We start from the raw sequence: 19,799 nt of genomic DNA, 5'->3' as shown, positions 1-19,799 counted from the left end.
ATGGGCGACCCGTCCATCGGTCCAATACTCGCCGCCCCCTTCAGCGCCTAACGTGAATGTATCAGTCGGCACTGCGTCGCCTCGCCTTCGCAAGACCAAGATCATCATGCAGGGAGTTTTACCATGACCATCGCAACCGTTATCTCCATTACCGGTCAGGCCTGGGCGCGGGACGCCGATGGCAACCTCCGCGAGCTCCGCATAGGCGACACCCTGCAGGAGGGTGAGACCCTCGTCACCGCCGACGACGCTCTGGTCCAGCTGGACTTCGGTGACGGGCTCGACCCCACCTTGATCGACGGTGGCCAGCAGGTCGCCATGACGCCTGAGCTGGACGCCAGCCAGCCTGCCGAGCCCTCCGAGTTCAGTGCCCTGGATGAAGACCTCGAGGCCCTGCTCGCGGCCATCGACGAAGGCGAGGGCGATCTGCTCGACGCGCTCGATGCGACCGCCGCCGGTGCAGGCCCCGGTGGTGGCGCAGAAGGCGGACACAGCTTCGTGATGCTGGGCCGTATTGCCGAGCAGGTCTCGCCGCAGAGCTTCGACTACGGCATGGGGCAGCTGGCCGCCATCGACTTCCCGGAGGATGTGGCAGCGCTTGAGGTTGAGGTTGAGGGTGATGAGCCTGTTGAGGCGCCCATCGAAGCGCCTGTTGAGGCGCCTGTTGAGGCGCCTGTTGAGGCGCCTGTTGAGGCGCCCATTGAAGCGCCTGTTGAGGCGCCCATTGAAGCGCCTGTTGAAGCGCCTATTGAAGCGCCCATTGATGCTGCTCCCGACGCCGGCGCTTCGGCTGCCGAGCTCTTCGATGCACAGCTCCTGCAGGAAGGCGGGGCCGTCTTTGCCGGCACCCTGGACTTTGACTTTGGTCCGGACGGTGCCGGCAATATCGGCTTCGCCGGCATGGACGGCACCACCGGCCAGGTCGGCACCGAGACGGTGACTTACAGCTGGGACGCCGCCAGCCATACCCTGACCGCCAACGGGCCGCGCGGCGAGCTCTTCAGCCTGGTGGTGGACCCGGCCACCGGCGCCTACACCCTGACGCTGCTCGACAACGTGTTGCATGAAGCGGATGCCGACGAAGCGGGCTTGGAACTGATCTTCACCGTCATTGACGGCAACGGTACGCCAGCCGATGGCACCCTGGCGATCGCCTTCTTCGACGACGCCCCGGTGGCCGTAGCCGATACGGTCGAGGCCCTGGCCAGCGGTGATACCGCGACCGGCAACGTCAAGGCCAACGACCAGCTGGGTGCCGACAGCCGCGCCGAGGATGGCGCCGTGGTCGGCGTCGCCCTGGGCGACAGCGACGGCGAGCCGGTCAGCGGCAGCGTGGGCACCGCGATCGACGGCACCTACGGCACCCTGACGCTGAACGCCGATGGCAGCTTCAGCTACGTGGCCAACGCCAATGTCACCGGCAGCGATGTGTTCACCTACACCCTCGAGGATGGCGACGGCGACCGGGCCACCACCACCCTGACGGTGGGCGTGGTCGACGGCACGGTCGCGCCGATCGACACCAGCGCCACCGTGTACGAGGCCGGCCTGGACGATGGCACCGACGTGGGCGACCAGACCATTACCGCCAGCGGCGACCTCGAGCTGGCCGACGGCTGGCGTGCGCAAGACGCCAGCGGCAGCACCGCCAACGGCACCTTCGAGATCAACGCCGACGGCCGCTACAGCTACACGCTGACCAGTCCGGCGGATCACCGCGAGGGCGAGGTCACCGACGTCATCGAATACACCACGCAAGACGAGTTCGGTAACACCCAGACCAACACCCTGACGGTGACCATCGTCGACGACGCCCCGGTGGCCGTGGCCGACGTGGTCGAGGCCCTGGCCAGCGGTGATACCGCGACCGGCAACGTCAAGGCCAACGACCAGCTGGGTGCCGACAGCCGCGCCGAGGATGGCGCCGTGGTCGGCGTCGCCCTGGGCGACAGCGACGGCGAGCCGGTCAGCGGCAGCGTGGGCACCGCGATCGACGGCACCTACGGCACCCTGACGCTGAACGCCGATGGCAGCTTCAGCTACGTGGCCAACGCCAATGTCACCGGCAGCGATGTGTTCACCTACACCCTCGAGGATGGCGACGGCGACCGGGCCACCACCACCCTGACGGTGGGCGTGGTCGACGGCACGGTCGCGCCGATCGACACCAGCGCCACCGTGTACGAGGCCGGCCTGGACGATGGCACCGACGTGGGCGACCAGACCATCACCGCCAGCGGCGACCTCGAGCTGGCCGACGGCTGGCGTGCGCAAGATGCCAGCGGCAGCACCGCCAACGGCACCTTCGAGATCAACGCCGACGGCCGCTACAGCTACACGCTGGAGAGCCCGGCGGACCACCGCGAGGGCGAGGTCACCGACGTCATCGAATACAGCACGATCGATGAGTTCGGTAACACCCAGACCAACACCCTGACGGTGACCATCGTCGACGACGCCCCGGTGGCCGTGGCCGATACGGTCGAGGCCCTGGCCAGCGGTGATACCGCGACCGGCAACGTCAAGGCCAACGACCAGCTGGGTGCCGACAGCCGCGCCGAGGACGGCGCCGTGGTCGGCGTCGCCCTGGGCGACAGCGACGGCGAGCCGGTCAGCGGCAACGTGGGCACCGCGATCGACGGCACCTACGGCACCCTGACGCTGAACGCCGATGGCAGCTTCAGCTACGTGGCCAACGCCAATGTCACCGGCAGCGATGTGTTCACCTACACCCTCGAGGATGGCGACGGCGACCGGGCCACCACCACCCTGACGGTGGGCGTGGTCGACGGCACGGTCGCGCCGATCGACACCAGCGCCACCGTGTACGAGGCCGGCCTGGACGATGGCACCGACGTGGGCGACCAGACCATCACCGCCAGCGGCGACCTCGAGCTGGCCGACGGCTGGCGTGCGCAAGACGCCAGCGGCAGCACCGCCAACGGCACCTTCGAGATCAACGCCGACGGCCGCTACAGCTATACCCTGACCAGCCCGGCGGATCACCGCGAGGGCGAGGTCACCGACGTCATCGAATACACCACGCAAGACGAGTTCGGTAACACCCAGACCAACACCCTGACGGTGACCATCGTCGACGACGCCCCGGTGGCCGTGGCCGATACGGTCGAGGCCCTGGCCAGCGGTGATACCGCGACCGGCAACGTCAAGGCCAACGACCAGCTGGGTGCCGACAGCCGCGCCGAGGACGGCGCCGTGGTCGGCGTCGCCCTGGGCGACAGCGACGGCGAGCCGGTCAGCGGCAGCGTGGGCACCGCGATCGACGGCACCTACGGCACCCTGACGCTGAACGCCGATGGCAGCTTCAGCTACGTGGCCAACGCCAATGTCACCGGCAGCGATGTGTTCACCTACACCCTCGAGGATGGCGACGGCGACCGGGCCACCACCACCCTGACGGTGGGCGTGGTCGACGGCACGGTCGCGCCGATCGACACCAGCGCCACCGTGTACGAGGCCGGCCTGGACGATGGCACCGACGTGGGCGACCAGACCATCACCGCCAGCGGCGACCTCGAGCTGGCCGACGGCTGGCGTGCGCAAGACGCCAGCGGCAGCACCGCCAACGGCACCTTCGAGATCAACGCCGACGGCCGCTACAGCTACACGCTGGAGAGCCCGGCGGACCACCGCGAGGGCGAGGTCACCGACGTCATCGAATACACCACGATCGATGAGTTCGGTAACACCCAGACCAACACCCTGACGGTGACCATCGTCGACGACGCCCCGGTGGCCGTGGCCGATACGGTCGAGGCCCTGGCCAGCGGTGATACCGCGACCGGCAACGTCAAGGCCAACGACCAGCTGGGTGCCGACAGCCGCGCCGAGGACGGCGCCGTGGTCGGCGTCGCCCTGGGCGACAGCGACGGCGAGCCGGTCAGCGGCAGCGTGGGCACCGCGATCGACGGCACCTACGGCACCCTGACGCTGAACGCCGATGGCAGCTTCAGCTACGTGGCCAACGCCAATGTCACCGGCAGCGATGTGTTCACCTACACCCTCGAGGATGGCGACGGCGACCGGGCCACCACCACCCTGACGGTGGGCGTGGTCGACGGCACGGTCGCGCCGATCGACACCAGCGCCACCGTGTACGAGGCCGGCCTGGACGATGGCACCGACGTGGGCGACCAGACCATCACCGCCAGCGGCGACCTCGAGCTGGCCGACGGCTGGCGTGCGCAAGATGCCAGCGGCAGCACCGCCAACGGCACCTTCGAGATCAACGCCGACGGCCGCTACAGCTACACGCTGGAGAGCCCGGCGGACCACCGCGAGGGCGAGGTCACCGACGTCATCGAATACAGCACGATCGATGAGTTCGGTAACACCCAGACCAACACCCTGACGGTGACCATCGTCGACGACGCCCCGGTGGCCGTGGCCGATACGGTCGAGGCCCTGGCCAGCGGTGATACCGCGACCGGCAACGTCAAGGCCAACGACCAGCTGGGTGCCGACAGCCGCGCCGAGGACGGCGCCGTGGTCGGCGTCGCCCTGGGCGACAGCGACGGCGAGCCGGTCAGCGGCAACGTGGGCACCGCGATCGACGGCACCTACGGCACCCTGACGCTGAACGCCGATGGCAGCTTCAGCTACGTGGCCAACGCCAATGTCACCGGCAGCGATGTGTTCACCTACACCCTCGAGGATGGCGACGGCGACCGGGCCACCACCACCCTGACGGTGGGCGTGGTCGACGGCACGGTCGCGCCGATCGACACCAGCGCCACCGTGTACGAGGCCGGCCTGGACGATGGCACCGACGTGGGCGACCAGACCATCACCGCCAGCGGCGACCTCGAGCTGGCCGACGGCTGGCGTGCGCAAGACGCCAGCGGCAGCACCGCCAACGGCACCTTCGAGATCAACGCCGACGGCCGCTACAGCTATACCCTGACCAGCCCGGCGGATCACCGCGAGGGCGAGGTCACCGACGTCATCGAATACACCACGCAAGACGAGTTCGGTAACACCCAGACCAACACCCTGACGGTGACCATCGTCGACGACGCCCCGGTGGCCGTGGCCGATACGGTCGAGGCCCTGGCCAGCGGTGATACCGCGACCGGCAACGTCAAGGCCAACGACCAGCTGGGTGCCGACAGCCGCGCCGAGGACGGCGCCGTGGTCGGCGTCGCCCTGGGCGACAGCGACGGCGAGCCGGTCAGCGGCAGCGTGGGCACCGCGATCGACGGCACCTACGGCACCCTGACGCTGAACGCCGATGGCAGCTTCAGCTACGTGGCCAACGCCAATGTCACCGGCAGCGATGTGTTCACCTACACCCTCGAGGATGGCGACGGCGACCGGGCCACCACCACCCTGACGGTGGGCGTGGTCGACGGCACGGTCGCGCCGATCGACACCAGCGCCACCGTGTACGAGGCCGGCCTGGACGATGGCACCGACGTGGGCGACCAGACCATCACCGCCAGCGGCGACCTCGAGCTGGCCGACGGCTGGCGTGCGCAAGACGCCAGCGGCAGCACCGCCAACGGCACCTTCGAGATCAACGCCGACGGCCGCTACAGCTATACCCTGACCAGCCCGGCGGATCACCGCGAGGGCGAGGTCACCGACGTCATCGAATACGCCACGCAAGACGAGTTCGGTAACACCCAGACCAACACCCTGACGGTGACCATCGTCGATGATCAGCCGGTGTTTATCAGCCCCGACATCGGGTTCCTGCTGAACCAGGTCGGTGAGTCCATTTCGGGCGTCAGGCTTGATCTGGACGGCAATGTTGATGACAACTATGGCGCTGATCAAGGTGGCACGGTCCGCTTCAGTGCCGCTAATGGAACACCTACTTCGCTTACCTCCGATGGTTCGATCATCTACCTGTATGTCAGCGGGGACGGCCGGACTCTGATTGGCTCGACCCACAATGGTGATGGTGATGCCAGTAGTCCAGAGGTATTGGCAGAGAGGGTCTTCACCATTGAACTGAGCCAGGATGGAGCACTTGATGCGGCTGAGGACACGTATGGTTTCGAGCTGCACCAGCAGATTGACGGCGGTGCCGGCCAGTTTTCCGTCATAGATAGTGTCTACGACTTCAACGGTGGCAATTCTCACTACGCCTATTTCAATGCTGCAGGAGGAACGGAATATGATGTGCTGCTGACGCCTATCGGCGGCCCCTCCATCAACACGTCAGCCAATACTGGCGGTGTGGGCGCTGGGGCGAGCGTCGGCGACGGAGAGGCCATGCGTGTCGACTTCGTCAACAACATCGCCGGTAACCCACCGTCCGGCTCTTCCGGCGGCGGCTACGATCAGGACAACAACGACCACACCTTCGATGGACACAATCTGGTCAATGGGGTAACCGCGCTGATCGGTTCGGCCAGCAATACGACAATTCGGGTCAAGGCCTTCGATGATGCCAATGACAATAATATTGTCGGTGATGGTGAGCAGGACCCGATCAGCAATGTGATGATCGAGTATGGCGGCCAGAGCCTGAACGTGAATGTCACCGCCTGGAGTGATGGAGACCAATACTCCGCTGTCGTGGGTGGCCAGACCTTTACGGTGCAGCTGGTCGGCCAGTCGGTGGAGATTGGCGGTGTTCAATCCAACACCCTGATTGGCGTTTCCACCCCGAGTGGCTTCAACAGCGTGGAGTATCACTATGTCTCAGGTGGATCTTTCAAGATCGGTGGATTCGGTGCCATGGCTCTTGAGCCGGGTGTTGCTGTCGACTTCGGCATCGACCTCGACATCATCGATGGTGATGGCGACAGCCTGACCGTCATGGATGCCATCAAGCTGCAACTGGCTCCGGATACGCATGTTGTTCAAGAGGGGGGTGACGGTGATGACAACCTGACAGTCGCCGATGAAACCGGTGGCCTGCTGCTGGGTGGCGATGGTGATGACACCCTGATCGGCAATGAGGGTAATGACATCATCTACGGCGGCGACGGCGACGACACTATCCAAGGCATCGGAGGTGACAACCTGCTCTATGGCGGTGCCGGCGATGACACCATCACCGGCGGTACCGGCAACGACACCATCATCGGCGGGGCCGGGGACGATGAGCTGACCGGTGGCGGCGGCAACAACGTCTTCGTCTGGCATCTGGGCGACCAGGGGATCGATGGCAGTGCGGCCACCGATACCGTCACCGACTTTACGCTTGACGGTGACGGGGCTGACAAGCTGGTGCTCTCCGACCTGCTGCAGGGCATGGAGTCTGCTGAGGACCTTTCCAGCTACCTGCATGCCACTGAAGATGCAGTCGGCAACACTGTGTTGCATATCAGCTCGATGGGTGAACTGGCCGTCGATGACGGTGCCGTCAGCGGAGCGGACCAGGTCATCATCCTCAAGGACCTCGCCTACAGTGAGGGACTGATTCAACAGCTGCTGGATGACGGCCAACTCGATATCGAGTAACGCCTTTCCACTACCCGGCCAGGCGCCCGGCTCTGCCGGGCGCTTTTTCTTTCGGCTTGCCACCCGTCCATGCTGCGTGAGCGGCTGATCTGGCCTAGCATGGTCGGTATAGCCTGTAGAGAGAGCCTTCATGTACATCAAGCGCGCCAAAGATGGTCGCATCGAGTTGATCAGCCGGGAGGCGACGCCTGACTGCCGGGAGTTCCTGCCGGCCGAGTCCCCCGAGTTGTTGAGCTTCCTGATGGAGGAGCCATCCTCGCCGGGGGCGGCGCACTTCCAGGCCTCGGATCTGGCCTTCGTGCGGGTACTCGAGGACGTGCTCGAGGTGCTGATGGACAAGGGGGTGATCAGCTTCACCGACTTGCCGGAGCCGGCGCAGCAGAAGGTGATGGAGCGCCAGACGCTGCGTCGCCGCCTGAGTGGCCTGAGCCTGGTCGGCGGTGACGATGAGGAGAGCGGGGTGATCTGAGCCCCGCTCGGTAGCGCCCGCCGGGGCGCCTTCGACGCCATTCGCTCGGCGGAGACGATCTCCCACAGGGAGGCCTTCGGCGCCATTCGCTCGGCGGAGCCGATCTCACATAGGGAGGCCTTCGGCCTCCATTCGCCCGGCAGAGCCGATCTCCCACAGGTCAGCCAGCGGGCCTGCTGTGCTGGCGAACGCCAGGACCGGTGACGCCGTCCATGCCCAGTTCATAGAGCAGTTCGGCCTCCTGGAGGCTGTCGACGCCCTCGGCGATGGCGAGGATGCCGATGGAGTGGCAGAGGGTGGCCATGCCGCGCAGGATGGTCTGCTGCTCTGGACTGCGGTCGACTCCCTTGATCAGGGAGGCGTCGATCTTGAGGTAGCTGAGCCCCAGTTCCTGGAGATCCGAGATGCGTCGGAATTCGCGGCCGACGTGCTCCACCCCGAGTTTGCAACCGAAGGGCTGCAGTTCTCGGCAGAGGCTGCGGAAGCTCTCCAGGTCGTGGATGACCATGGCTTCCGGCACCTCCAGCCAGAGCCTGTCGGCGGCCTCGCGCTGGGAATGGAGCAGATTGCGCAGGTCGAGCACGAAGCGGGCGTTGCGCACCGAGGCGGGGGAGAGGTTGATGCCCAGCGGCTTGCCGTGGCGGGCGATCTCCTTGAGGGTCTCGCGGGCCACGGCCATGTCCAGGGCGGTGTCCAGCTCCAGGCGTGAGATCCAGGGCATGAAGACCCCGGCAGGGTGCCACTCGCCCTTGAGGCGCAGCCGTGAGGGGCACTCCAGGTGGAGCAGCTTGCCATCGGCGTCCAGCACCGGGAAGCGGCCCAGGTAGACGCCGGCCTGCAGGGCCTCCTGCAGCGCCTTTCGCCACTCGGCGTGGCTGTTGAACAGCGGCAGTCGCTGTGACCCTTCGGCGATGAGCTGGGCGAGGTCGCCGCGGTTCTCGGCGGTGGCGAGCGCGCCATCCAGGCTGGCCAGCAGGGCCGCGTGCTTATCCTCCTGGGAGTAGGCGATCAGTGAGGAGGGCAGGCCGAGTTTGATGCGCTGTTCCTGCTTGTGCAGGGCATCCAGTCGCTGGGTGAGTTCCTGGCCGATGCCCTGAAGGTCTACCCGGCCCGGCACCAGCAGGGCGAAGTCACCGCCGCCCAGGCGCCCGGCGATACCGCCGCCGCTGACCTTGCCGAGCTGTTCCAACTCCTGGCCTAGCGTCCTGAGCAGGCGGTCGGTGTCGCCATGCCCCAGCCGTTCACTGACCTCGCCGAGTCTGGCCAGGCGCACCAGGGCGAAGGTGCCGCTGGCCCGGGAGCCACTGCTCTCCAGCATGACATTGAGCTGGCTGAGGAAGGACTCGCGGTTGAGCACGCCGGTGACGGCGTCATGCTGCAGGCGCTGCCTGAGCACATCGAGTCGTTCACTCTCGCGGCCGAGCATCTCGCGCACGGCGCCGGAGAGCTGGTTCATGGCCTGGACGACCTCCTTCAGCTCGCGAGTTCGCGGCTCGGGGGAGGTAGTGAAGCGCCAGTCGCCGATGTCGCGGGCCTGGGCCACCACGGCGCTCAGTGGGCGGCGGATGGTGCGCACGACCCACGCCGCCAGGGCCAGGCTGATGACGCCGGCCAGAACGAACCAGCCGAGCAGCTCCAGAGTGCTGCGCCACAGCGAGCGGTAGGCGAAGCTGTGATGCGTGGCCACGGCCAGGGTGCCGTACTGGTTCCAGCCATCCTGAACCACCGCGTGCCCCGGGGGGACCTCGAAGCGGACCAGGTCGACGAACCAGCCTGGGGGCCCCACGACCGTCTCGCCGCTCTCGCGCAGGTCGATCACCTGGCCCGCGGGGTCGCGCAGCTCGATCAGGCGGTAGTGGCCGGTATCGAACTGGGCCGCCATCAGCAGGCCGATGGTCACCGGATCCTTGTCGAGATGACTCATGGTCAGCGCGAGGGCGTTGGCGTTGTCGGCGTTCTTGATCTGCACTTCCTGCTGCATGTAGTGGCGGCTGCTGGTGACGCCGATGAACAGGCTGCCGCCGAAGGCCAGCAACAGCAGTACCACGATGGTCAGCCAGAGCTGCTTGATAAGCGACATGTCGTTGTGCTCCCCACGGGTCTGGGCCCGAATCAGATGAATCCCTGCTCGCGCATGCGATCGATCACGTTGCGCCAGCGCGACAGCCGCGCCAGCGGGTCGGCCCGCGACTCCGAGCCGCCGCCGGCCCAGAGCCCCTGGCTGTTGAAGCTGAACAGCGGGTCGAGGTCGGTGCGCTGGGCGGCCGGCGTGATCGAGGGCACCAGGTTGTCCAGTATCAGCGGCTCCGCCGCCGGCGTCTCGTACCAGCCCAGCACCATATGGGCCTGGGTGATCTGGCTGCGGCCAATGCGCGCCCGCACGTAGATCATGCGCAGTTGGCCGCCGGGCACGCCGAGCTGCTTCAAGGTGATGTACTTGGCGATCGAGTAGTCCTCGCAGTCGCCCTGGCCCTGGCCCATGGTCTCCAGCGGCGTCGCCCAGAAATCCTCGCGCCCCCAGTTGTCGATGTCATCGACCCAGCGCACCCGGCGGTTGAAGAAATCGTTGACCTCACGCAGCTGGCTCTGGAGGGGGGCGCCGCGCTGGCGTTCGAGCAGGGCGAACCACGCCTCCAGTGTGTTCAATCCCTGCTGGCCATAGAGGCGCTGCATGCTCTGGCGCAGCCGCGAGGGGTCGAGGCTGGCGGTGGCCGGTCCCGGGCGAAGCCCCAGCCCGGCCGCCAGCACAAGAGCGCCGAGCCCCGCCAGAAAGCGACGGCGGCCCGGCGACACTGGGCGACGGGGCGGGGAGGGTGACATGGCAGGGCTCGGATAGATCGGCGTTTGCCGAATACTAGGCGCAGGTGATGCCTAATGCGAATGTACCATGGCGGCTAACCCCCTGATGGGATGCAGTCACGCGGTTCATCTCTTGCCGGGGCCCTGCCAGACCCGCAGCCGTCCGATCCAGCCGAGGTCGCGGCAGGCGTCACGCAGCTCGTCGGCGGCCTGATCCAGGCTCTGGCCTTCAGGCAGGGCGTTGACGAAGATCGAGACGTCCACCTGGTTGTCCAGGTAGTGGAGATCCAGGGCGACCCGCGCGTGCCAGATGCCCACGTCGCGCCAGGTCTCGTCGAGCATGCCCTCCACGTCTCCGCGCAGCGGCAGGCCCGGGCGCAGGCTGTGCTCGGTCTCGCCGGCATCGTCCTCCGGGTCGATATGGAAGGTCACGTCGGCCAGCACCGGGAAGTCTTCGCGCAGGCGTCGGGTCACGGCGTTGCCGATCTCGTGGGCCTCGGAGACGGTGACCCGCGGCGGCACCACGATATGCAGGTCCAGCAGCGCCTGGCTGCCCAGGGTGCGGGTGCGCAGGTCGTGGACGCCACGCACGCCGGGGATCCGTTCGGCCAGCGCCTGCATCTCGCGTCGCTCCTGCACGGGCAGTGCGGTATCGATCAGCTCCTGGCTCGATTCCCACAGCAGCCGCCCACCCACCTGGCCGACCATCACGCCCACCACGATGGCGGCCACGGCGTCCATCCAGCCGGCTCCGAACTGGGCCGCGATCAGGCCCACCAGGACCACCACGGTTGAGAGCGCATCGGAGCGGGAGTGCCAGGCGTTGGCCTCCAGCAGTCGTGAGTTGACGCGCTTGGCGACGCGCATGGTGTAGCGAAAGATCCACTCCTTGGCGAGGAGTGCGACCACCGCGATGCCGATGGCCCAGATGCCCGGGGCGGGAATCGGCTCACCGGCGACCAGCCGGATGACGCTGGCCCAGGCGATGCCACCGGCCACGAAGATCAGTACGCTGCCCAGCCACAGGGTGGTCAGGGTCTCGATGCGACCGTGTCCGTAGGGGTGGTTGCTGTCCGGCTCCTGGCGGCCGAAGTGGGTGGCGGCCAGCACGAAGACATCGGTGAGGATGTCCGAGAAGGAGTGGATGCCGTCGGCCACCAGGGCCGCCGAGCCCACCATGAACCCGGCGACCATCTTGGCGACACCGACCACGAAATCGATCGCCGCGCCGATCAGGGTCACCTTGTGAGCCTCGCGGGTCTGGGCGCCGCGGTCGGGTGGCACATGCAGGTGGTGATGGCCGTGGGCGGGTGCCATGGCGTCCTCGCTGTCAAGGGTCGAGAGGGTCAGGGGCCGATGCGGCCAGCCTTGTTGCGCACCGGGTTCGCGTACTGGGCCAGCCACCAGCTGCGCAGCTCGGCGGGCACCTGCTGCAGGCGGGCCTGGAAGCGGGCGCGGTCGGCGTCGCTGATGGCCTTGTGGTCGATCAGTTCCGGGGCGTCGCCCAGCGCCTCCAGGGCCAGGTAGTGGCTGGGGAAGAGGTGGTAGCCGGCGAGCACCTGGCGGTCGATCTCGGCGGCCACCTCCTCGGGGCTTGCGAAGTCGGCGGACAGCGGCGTGCCGACGCAGAGCCGCACGCGTCCCTTGTGGCCAGTGATGCCGGCGACGATGGACTGGATGTCCTCGAACTGTTCCTTCTCGTAGTTGCCGCTGGTGTGCAGGGCGTGGAGTTCGCGGGCCTTCTGCACGTCGCAGGGATCGTATTCATAGCTGATCGAGACCGGCACCAGGCGCAGTTCGGCGATCGCCTCGCCGATGCCCACGCCGCGCTGCTCGGCGCGCCGCGCCATGGTCATCATCTTGATGATCGCCGGGTCGGTGCGGTCGATGCCCTCCTTGGCGCGTCCCTCGCGCTGGGCCATCCAGATCGAGTGGTTGTCCGCGTTGATGGAGTGGCGAATATAGCTCGAAAGCTTCTGGTAGGCGGCCAGCATGGCGCGCTTGCCACGGGCGCTGCGGGGGACGATGAAGCTCTTGTTGAGGCGCATCAGGTCGGTGACGTAGGGCTTCTTGAGCAGGTTGTCGCCGATGGCGATGCGCACCGTGCCGCGGCCGGCCAGGTAGAGCGCATAGTTGACGAAGGCCGGGTCCAGGGAGATGTCGCGGTGGTTGCCGATGAAGAGATAGGCGGTATCGGCATCCAGTGCATCGAGCCCCTCGACCTGGAAGTCGTCGGTGGTGGTGCGGATCATGCGCGCCATATAGCTGGCGATGCGCATCTGGAAGTCGTATACGCTGGTCACCCCGCGTACCTCGCGGCGAATGGCGAGGCTTGCCAGGGTGCTGGAGAGGCGGGGCATGAAACGCGACAGCCGCGGCAGTCGAAAGCGGGTCAGCGCGCTCAGCAGCTCGGGGTCCTGGGCCAGGCGCTCGAGGACGTCGGCCACCTCCTCGTCGCGATAGGGTCGGATCTCGGCCCAGGGATCGGCGGGCGAGGCGTCAGGGTGTCGGTCGGTCATGGGTTCACACTTCACGGGTCGCGGTGCCGGCCTCGCCGCCCAGCCAGGCGATCAGGCGCTCGATGTTCGTGCCCATGGCATCGGCCATCAGCACGAAGTCGGTCTCCAGACGCACCAGGGCATCGTCGCCGTCATCGGAGGCGTTGGCCTCGTCGATCAGAGCGTCGCCGAAGCGCAGCGACTTCAGCGCCAGGTCGTCATGCAGCACGAAGCTTAGCCGTCCCTCGATCTCGAGGGCCAGCTTGCTGGCCTGGCGGCCGCTCTCCAGCAGCTGCTGGATCTCGTCGCTGTCGAGGTCGACCTGGCGGGCGCGCAGCACGCCGTCGTCGCCCTTGGCCTTGAGCTCCACCTGGTCGCCCAGCCCCAGGTCGGCGGGCCGCGAGGCGGGATCAACAAGCCACTGGGTCATGGCACGCATGGGCAGGGTCTGGCTGGCCAGCGGGGTCACCTTGAGGCTGCCCAGGGTCTCGCGGAGCAGGTCGAGCAGCTCCTCGGCACGGGTGCGGGAGCTGGCATTGATGCCGATCAGCTGCCGACGGGTGTCCCACCACAGGTCGATCTTCTGGCTGCGCACGAAGGCCCGTGGCAGCAGCTCCTCGATCACCTGCTCCTTGAGGGCGATCTTCTCCTGGCGACGCAGCTTGCGCCCTTCCCTGGCCTCGACATCGGCGGCGCGCTCTTCCACCTCCTCACGCACCACGGAGGACGGCAGTAGCCGCTCCTGGCGCAGGGCGCTGAGCAGCCGCTGGCCCTGCAGTTCGTGCAGTCGCGCGGTGCCTGCGCGGCCGGCGGGCGCGGTCCAACCCATCCGGCGAGGATCCTGGCTGCCCAGCGGCCGGGCGGCGTGCTCGGCCAGGGCCTCCTCGAGAGTGGCGGCATCCAGCGTCGGCGCATCGTGCAGGCGATAAAGGTGCAAGTGCTTGAACCACATGAAGCATTTCCCGGGGCAAAAAGAGTGGCCATTATCCCTGAAGGGGGGCGGGGGTACCAGCAGGGAGCCGGGATGTGGCGAGGTTGAAACGACTGTTTGAAATTGCCCGCCGGCATTGTCAGAATCGCAGAGGTTTTCATCACGGCTTTATATCTAGGAGCAGCGCCATGGATTCTCGTATCTCGACGACCCGCCTGCGGGTGCGCGGCTATCATCTGGACGGCTACGGCCACGTCAACAACGCCCGCTACCTGGAGTTTCTGGAGGAAGGGCGCTGGGGCTACTTCGACGATCGCCCGGGCCTGTCCGGGCGGCTGGTGGGCGGCGAGGTCGCCTTCGTCGCCGTGAACCTCAACATCGACTATCGCCAGGCGGCGGTGGCGGGTGACGATCTTGAGATCCGCACCCGCCTCTCGGCCGTCGGCGGGCGCAGCGCCAGGATGAACCAGGAGATCCGTCGCGTGCGTGACGACGCCCTGGTCAGCGCGGCGACCCTGACCTTCGTGCTGCTGGACGTGGCCACCAACCAGGCGGTGCCCATCGCGGGCGTGATTCGCGAGCTGCTTGAGCCCCTGGTAATGGAGCAGGAGGTCGCATAGCCAGCTGCCTTTGCTCTGCTCGCGGTGGTATGATGTAGCGCTATCATGGCGCCCACGGCAACGCCGGAGAGGGCGGCCAACCTCTTGCAGTGCAAAGGATTCGAAGACCCATGGGTGACATCGCCAGAGAGATTCTGCCAGTCAATATCGAGGACGAACTGAAGCAGTCGTACCTCGATTACGCGATGAGCGTGATCATCGGCCGGGCGCTGCCGGATGTGCGCGATGGCCTGAAGCCGGTTCACCGGCGCGTGCTGTTCGCCATGCACGAACTCGGCAATGACTGGAACAAGCCTTACAAGAAGTCGGCCCGCGTGGTGGGCGATGTCATCGGTAAGTACCACCCCCACGGTGACAGCGCCGTCTACGACACCATCGTGCGCATGGCCCAGCACTTCTCCATGCGTCACGTGCTGGTGGACGGCCAGGGCAACTTCGGTTCCATCGACGGCGACAGCGCCGCCGCCATGCGTTACACCGAAGTGCGCATGGCGCGCCTGGCCCACGAGTTACTGGCCGACCTCGAGAAGGACACCGTCGACTGGGTCGACAACTACGACGGTACCGAGCGTATCCCCGAGGTGCTGCCCACCAAGGTGCCCAACCTGCTGATCAACGGCTCGTCGGGCATCGCCGTGGGTATGGCCACCAATATCCCGCCCCATAATATGGGCGAGATCATCAGCGCCTGCCTGGCGTTGATCGACGACTATACCCTCAGCGTCGACGACCTGATCGAGCACATTCCGGGACCGGACTTCCCCACCGGGGCCATCATCAACGGCCGCGCCGGCATCCTCGAGGCCTACCGCACCGGCCGCGGGCGCATCTACGTGCGCGCCTGCCACGTCATCGAGCATGACGACAAGAGCGGTCGCGACCATATCATCGTCAACGAACTGCCCTATCAGGTGAACAAGGCGCGGCTGATCGAGAAGATCGCCGAGCTGGTCAAGGACAAGAAGATCGAGGGCATCGCCGAGCTGCGCGACGAGTCCGACAAGGATGGGCTGCGGGTGGTGATCGAAACCAAGCGCGGCGAGTCCGGCGAGGTGGTGGTCAACAATCTGTTCGCCCAGACCCAGCTGCAGACCGTCTTCGGCATCAACATGGTGGCCATCGAGGATGGCCAGCCGAAGATCATGAACATCAAGCAGATCCTCGAGGCCTTCATCCGTCACCGCCGCGAGGTGGTCACCCGGCGGACCCTGTTCGAGCTGAAGAAGGCCCGCGAGCGCGGCCATATTCTCGAGGGTCTCACCGTCGCGATCTCCAACATCGATGAGGTCATCGAGCTGATCAAGGCCTCGCCGAACGCCGCCGAGGCCAGGGAGAAGCTGCTGGCCCGCAGCTGGCCGCCCGGCCAGGTCAGCGGGATGCTCGAGCGCGCCGGGGCCACCTCCTGCAAGCCCGAGGAGCTGGAGGAGGGCTTCGGCCTCGATGACGCGAGAGCGTCCTATCGGCTCTCGCCTGCCCAGGCCCAGGCCATCCTCGAGCTGCGCCTGCACCGCCTGACCGGCCTCGAGACCGAGAAGCTGCTCGACGAGTATCTCTCGATCCTCGAGAAGATCGCCGAGCTGATGGCCATCCTGGCCTCCAGCGAGCGCCTGCTCGAAGTGATCCGCGAGGAGCTGATCGCCGTGCGCGACCAGTTCGGCGACAAGCGGCGTACCGAGATCCAGGCCAGCCACCTCGATCTGTCCATCGAGGACCTGATCGCCGAGGAGGACATGGTGGTCACCGTGTCGCGCTCCGGCTACGCCAAGACACAGCCGCTCTCCGACTACCAGGCCCAGCGCCGCGGCGGGCGCGGCAAGTCCGCCACCGCGATGAAGGATGAGGACATCATCGAGCACCTGCTGGTGGCCTCTACCCACGACACCGTGCTGCTGTTCTCCAACCGCGGCAAGGTTTACTGGCTAAAGGTCTACGAGATGCCGGCGGCCAGCCGCGGTTCCCGGGGCAAGCCGCTGGTCAACATGCTGCCGCTGGAGGAGGGCGAGGCGATCAACGCCATTCTGCCGGTGCGCGACTATGATCCGGAGAGCTACATCTTCTTCGCGACGGCCCGCGGCACCGTCAAGCGCACCAGCCTCGAGCAGTTCTCGCGGCCGCGTAGCGTGGGCCTGATCGCCATCGACCTGGAGGAGGGCGACCGCCTGATCGGCGCCGCCATCACCACGGGCTCCGACCACGCCATGCTGCTGTCGTCCAACGGCAAGGCGATCCGCTTCGAGGAGGGCAACGTTCGCGCCATGGGGCGCACCGCCCGCGGCGTGCGCGGCATGCGCCTGCTGGGCAATGCCGAGGTGATCAGCCTGATCATTCCCCAGAGCCAGCTGATCGATGCAGAAGCCGATGTCGAGAATGAGAACGAGCCCGACGTCGAGCAGGGCGTCGCCGTCGAGAACGGCAACGGCGGCCAGATCTACATCCTCACCGCCAGCGAGAATGGCTACGGCAAGCGCTCCCGTCTCGAGGAGTTCCCGCTGCGCGGCCGTGGCGGCCAGGGCGTGATCGCCATGCAGACCAGCGAGCGCAACGGCTCGCTCGTTGCCGCGATGCAGGTCTACGCCACCGACGAGATGATGCTGATCACCGACCGCGGCACCCTGGTACGCACCCGGGTCGACGAAGTCTCGATCACCTCGCGCAACACCCAGGGCGTGATGCTGATCCGCCTGGGCAACGACGAGAAGCTGGTCAAGACCGTGCGTATCGATGAGCCGGGAGAGGAAACGGGGACAGACCCCCATTTCGATGGGGAAGAGAACGAAGGAGAGCCCGATGGTGAGTAAGGGAAATGGGGGTCTGTCCCCCATTCATCGTTACCACAACTTCTGTGCTGGCCCGGCGGCACTGCCCACCGCGGTGCTGGAGCGGGCCCGCGACGAATTGCTCGACTACCAGGGTCGCGGCCTCTCGGTGATGGAGATGAGCCATCGCTCGGCGGCGTATGTCGCCATCGCCGAGAAGGCCGAGGCCGACCTGCGCGAGCTGCTGGCCATTCCGGCCAACTACCGCGTGCTCTTTACCCAGGGCGGCGCTACACAGCAGTTCGCCGCGGTGCCCTACAACCTGCTCGGCCCCGGCGGGCGCGCCAACTTCGTCAATACCGGTATCTGGAGCAAGAAGGCCATCGCTGAGGCGCGCCATCTGTTCGGCGACGTTCACGTGGCGGCGAGCAGCGAGGCCGGTGGCTACCTGGCGGTGCCGCGCCTCGAGGAGGTCGTGCTCTCCAACGACGCCGCCTACCTGCACTACACGTCCAACGAGACCATCGGTGGGCTGGCCTTCGACTACATTCCCGGCAGTGAAGGAAACGGACCCCTGCGTCCCGATGGTTCCGAGGCGCCGCTGGTCTGCGACATGTCGTCGTCGATCCTCTCCGGTCCGCTGGATGTGTCGAAGTTCGGGGTGATCTACGCCGGCGCCCAGAAAAACATCGGTCCGGCCGGCCTGGTGGTGGTGATCGTGCGTGACGACCTGCTCGACCGCGCCCGCGATGACATGCCCTCGCTGTTCGGTTACCAGGCGCTGAGCGATGCCGGTTCCATGATCAACACCCCGGCCACCTACAGCTGGTACCTGGCCGGCCTGGTCTTCGAGTGGCTCAAGGACGATGTGGGTGGCCTGGCCGCCATGGACGCGATCAACGCCCGCAAGGCCGCCAGGCTCTACGGCGCCATCGATGCCAGCGATTTCTACTCCAACCCCATTGCCGTGCCCAACCGCTCGCGGATGAACGTGCCCTTCGTGCTGAGTGATGACCGCCTGGACAAGCCGTTCCTGGCCGAGGCCGAGGCATCGGGCCTGCTCAACCTTCAGGGCCACCGCAGCGTGGGCGGCATGCGCGCCAGCCTCTACAACGCCGTGCCCGAAGCCGCGGTGGAGGCGCTGGTGGACTTCATGGCCGATTTCGAGAAGAGAAGGGGCTGACAAGCATGAGTGATACCCCCATCGATCTGGAGGCGTTGCGCCACCGTATCGACGATCTGGACGCAGATATCCTGCGGATGATCAACGAGCGCGCCGAATGCGCTCAGCAGGTCGCCCAGGTGAAGAGCGCCGAAGACCCCGATACGGTCTTCTATCGCCCCGAGCGCGAAGCCCAGGTGCTGCGACGCATCATGGCCTTGAACAAGGGTCCGCTGGACAGCGAGGAGGTCGCCCGGCTGTTCCGAGAGATCATGTCCGCCTGCCTGGCCCTGGAGCAGCCGATCAAGGTCGCCTACCTGGGGCCCGAGGGCACCTTCACCCAGCAGGCGGCCCTCAAGCACTTCGGCGAGAGCGCCGTCAGCCTGCCCATGGCGGCCATCGACGAGGTGTTCCGCGAGGTCGAGGCGGGTGCGGTCAACTATGGGGTGGTGCCGGTGGAGAACTCCACCGAGGGCGTGATCAACCACACCCTGGACTCCTTCATGGACTCCAGTATGCGCATCTGCGGTGAGGTGGTACTGCGCATCCATCACCATCTGCTGGTGGGCGAGACCACGCGCCAGGACAAGGTCTCGCGGATCTATTCTCACCCGCAGTCCTTCGCCCAGTGCCGAAAGTGGCTCGATGCCCATTACCCCCACGCGGAGCGGGTACCGGTCTCCTCCAATGCCGAGGCGTCGCGCCTGGTCAAGACCGAGTGGCACAGCGCGGCCATCGCCGGCGACATGGCGGCCAAGCTCTATGGTCTGACTCGCCTGGCCGAGAAGATCGAGGATCGCCCGGACAACTCCACACGTTTCCTGATCATCGGCAACCAGGACGTGCCCATGTCCGGCGAGGACAAGACCTCCATCGTGGTGGCCATGCGCAACCAGCCCGGCGCCCTGCACGACCTGCTGGAGCCCTTCCACCGCCACCAGATCGACATGACGCGCCTGGAGACGCGTCCCTCGCGCAGCGGCGTGTGGAACTATGTCTTCTTCATCGACTTCAAGGGGCACTGCGACGAACCCCGTGTCGCCGCGGTGCTGGAAGAGGTGCGTCTGCGCGCCGCCGAGGTGAAGGTGCTGGGCTCCTACCCGATCGGCGTGCTCTGAGGTATGGCG

The 19,799-nt window shown here is 66.6% G+C and carries 11 protein-coding genes; 6 read left to right on the top strand and 5 right to left on the bottom strand.

What is annotated here, in order from left to right:
• The first annotated feature begins 123 nt into the window (after nt 1-123).
• Both ACM26W_RS10825 and ACM26W_RS10820 read left to right on the top strand, forming a co-directional pair.
• Complete coding sequence (locus tag ACM26W_RS10825; protein WP_416137009.1) at nt 124-7,437, top strand: retention module-containing protein; 7,314 nt, start codon at nt 124-126, stop codon at nt 7,435-7,437.
• Nucleotides 7,438-7,567: 130 nt separating this feature from the next.
• Nucleotides 7,568-7,906, top strand: coding sequence for a tryptophan synthase subunit beta like protein (locus ACM26W_RS10820; protein ID WP_416137008.1), 339 nt, complete (start codon nt 7,568-7,570; stop codon nt 7,904-7,906).
• Between the two features lie 160 nt (nt 7,907-8,066).
• Here ACM26W_RS10820 and ACM26W_RS10815 read toward each other — a convergent pair whose 3' ends face one another.
• The 5 genes from ACM26W_RS10815 to ACM26W_RS10795 form a co-directional block, all read right to left on the bottom strand.
• Nucleotides 8,067-9,986 (bottom strand): EAL domain-containing protein, encoded by a 1,920-nt coding sequence (locus ACM26W_RS10815; RefSeq protein WP_416137007.1) that lies wholly within the window; start codon nt 9,984-9,986, stop codon nt 8,067-8,069.
• A 32-nt stretch (nt 9,987-10,018) separates the two neighbouring features.
• Nucleotides 10,019-10,726 carry a transglutaminase-like cysteine peptidase gene (locus ACM26W_RS10810; protein WP_416137006.1) on the bottom strand — a complete coding sequence of 236 codons (708 nt, stop codon included), beginning with the start codon at nt 10,724-10,726 and terminating at the stop codon, nt 10,019-10,021.
• Between the two features lie 105 nt (nt 10,727-10,831).
• On the bottom strand, nt 10,832-12,022 hold the full coding sequence (locus ACM26W_RS10805; RefSeq protein WP_416137005.1) for a cation diffusion facilitator family transporter: 1,191 nt from the start codon (nt 12,020-12,022) through the stop codon (nt 10,832-10,834).
• Nucleotides 12,023-12,051: 29 nt separating this feature from the next.
• On the bottom strand, nt 12,052-13,224 hold the full coding sequence (locus ACM26W_RS10800) for a 1-acyl-sn-glycerol-3-phosphate acyltransferase (RefSeq protein ID WP_416137004.1): 1,173 nt from the start codon (nt 13,222-13,224) through the stop codon (nt 12,052-12,054).
• A gap of 4 nt (nt 13,225-13,228) precedes the next feature.
• Nucleotides 13,229-14,155 (bottom strand): recombination-associated protein RdgC, encoded by a 927-nt coding sequence (locus ACM26W_RS10795; RefSeq protein WP_416137003.1) that lies wholly within the window; start codon nt 14,153-14,155, stop codon nt 13,229-13,231.
• 167 nt (nt 14,156-14,322) lie between these two features.
• Here ACM26W_RS10795 and ACM26W_RS10790 point away from each other — a divergent pair, with 167 nt between their 5' ends.
• From ACM26W_RS10790 to pheA, 4 genes are all read left to right on the top strand, one after another.
• Nucleotides 14,323-14,754, top strand: a complete 432-nt coding sequence (locus tag ACM26W_RS10790) for an acyl-CoA thioesterase (RefSeq protein ID WP_416137002.1) — start codon at nt 14,323-14,325, stop codon at nt 14,752-14,754.
• A 110-nt stretch (nt 14,755-14,864) separates the two neighbouring features.
• On the top strand, nt 14,865-17,552 hold the full coding sequence (gyrA, locus tag ACM26W_RS10785) for a DNA gyrase subunit A (RefSeq protein ID WP_416137001.1): 2,688 nt from the start codon (nt 14,865-14,867) through the stop codon (nt 17,550-17,552).
• A gap of 22 nt (nt 17,553-17,574) precedes the next feature.
• The gene (serC, locus tag ACM26W_RS10780) at nt 17,575-18,693 is read left to right on the top strand and encodes a 3-phosphoserine/phosphohydroxythreonine transaminase (protein ID WP_416140863.1); all 1,119 of its coding nucleotides are present in this window, start codon (nt 17,575-17,577) and stop codon (nt 18,691-18,693) included.
• A gap of 5 nt (nt 18,694-18,698) precedes the next feature.
• Nucleotides 18,699-19,790, top strand: coding sequence for a prephenate dehydratase (pheA, locus tag ACM26W_RS10775; RefSeq protein ID WP_416137000.1), 1,092 nt, complete (start codon nt 18,699-18,701; stop codon nt 19,788-19,790).
• Nucleotides 19,791-19,799: the final 9 nt, after the last annotated feature.

Origin of the sequence: Halomonas sp. HK25 (genome assembly GCF_047795635.1) — a bacterium.
Lineage (GTDB): Bacteria > Pseudomonadota > Gammaproteobacteria > Pseudomonadales > Halomonadaceae > Halomonas.
The sequence above is the reverse complement of the archived record's forward strand: the minus strand, read 5'-3'. Positions and strand labels throughout refer to the sequence as shown.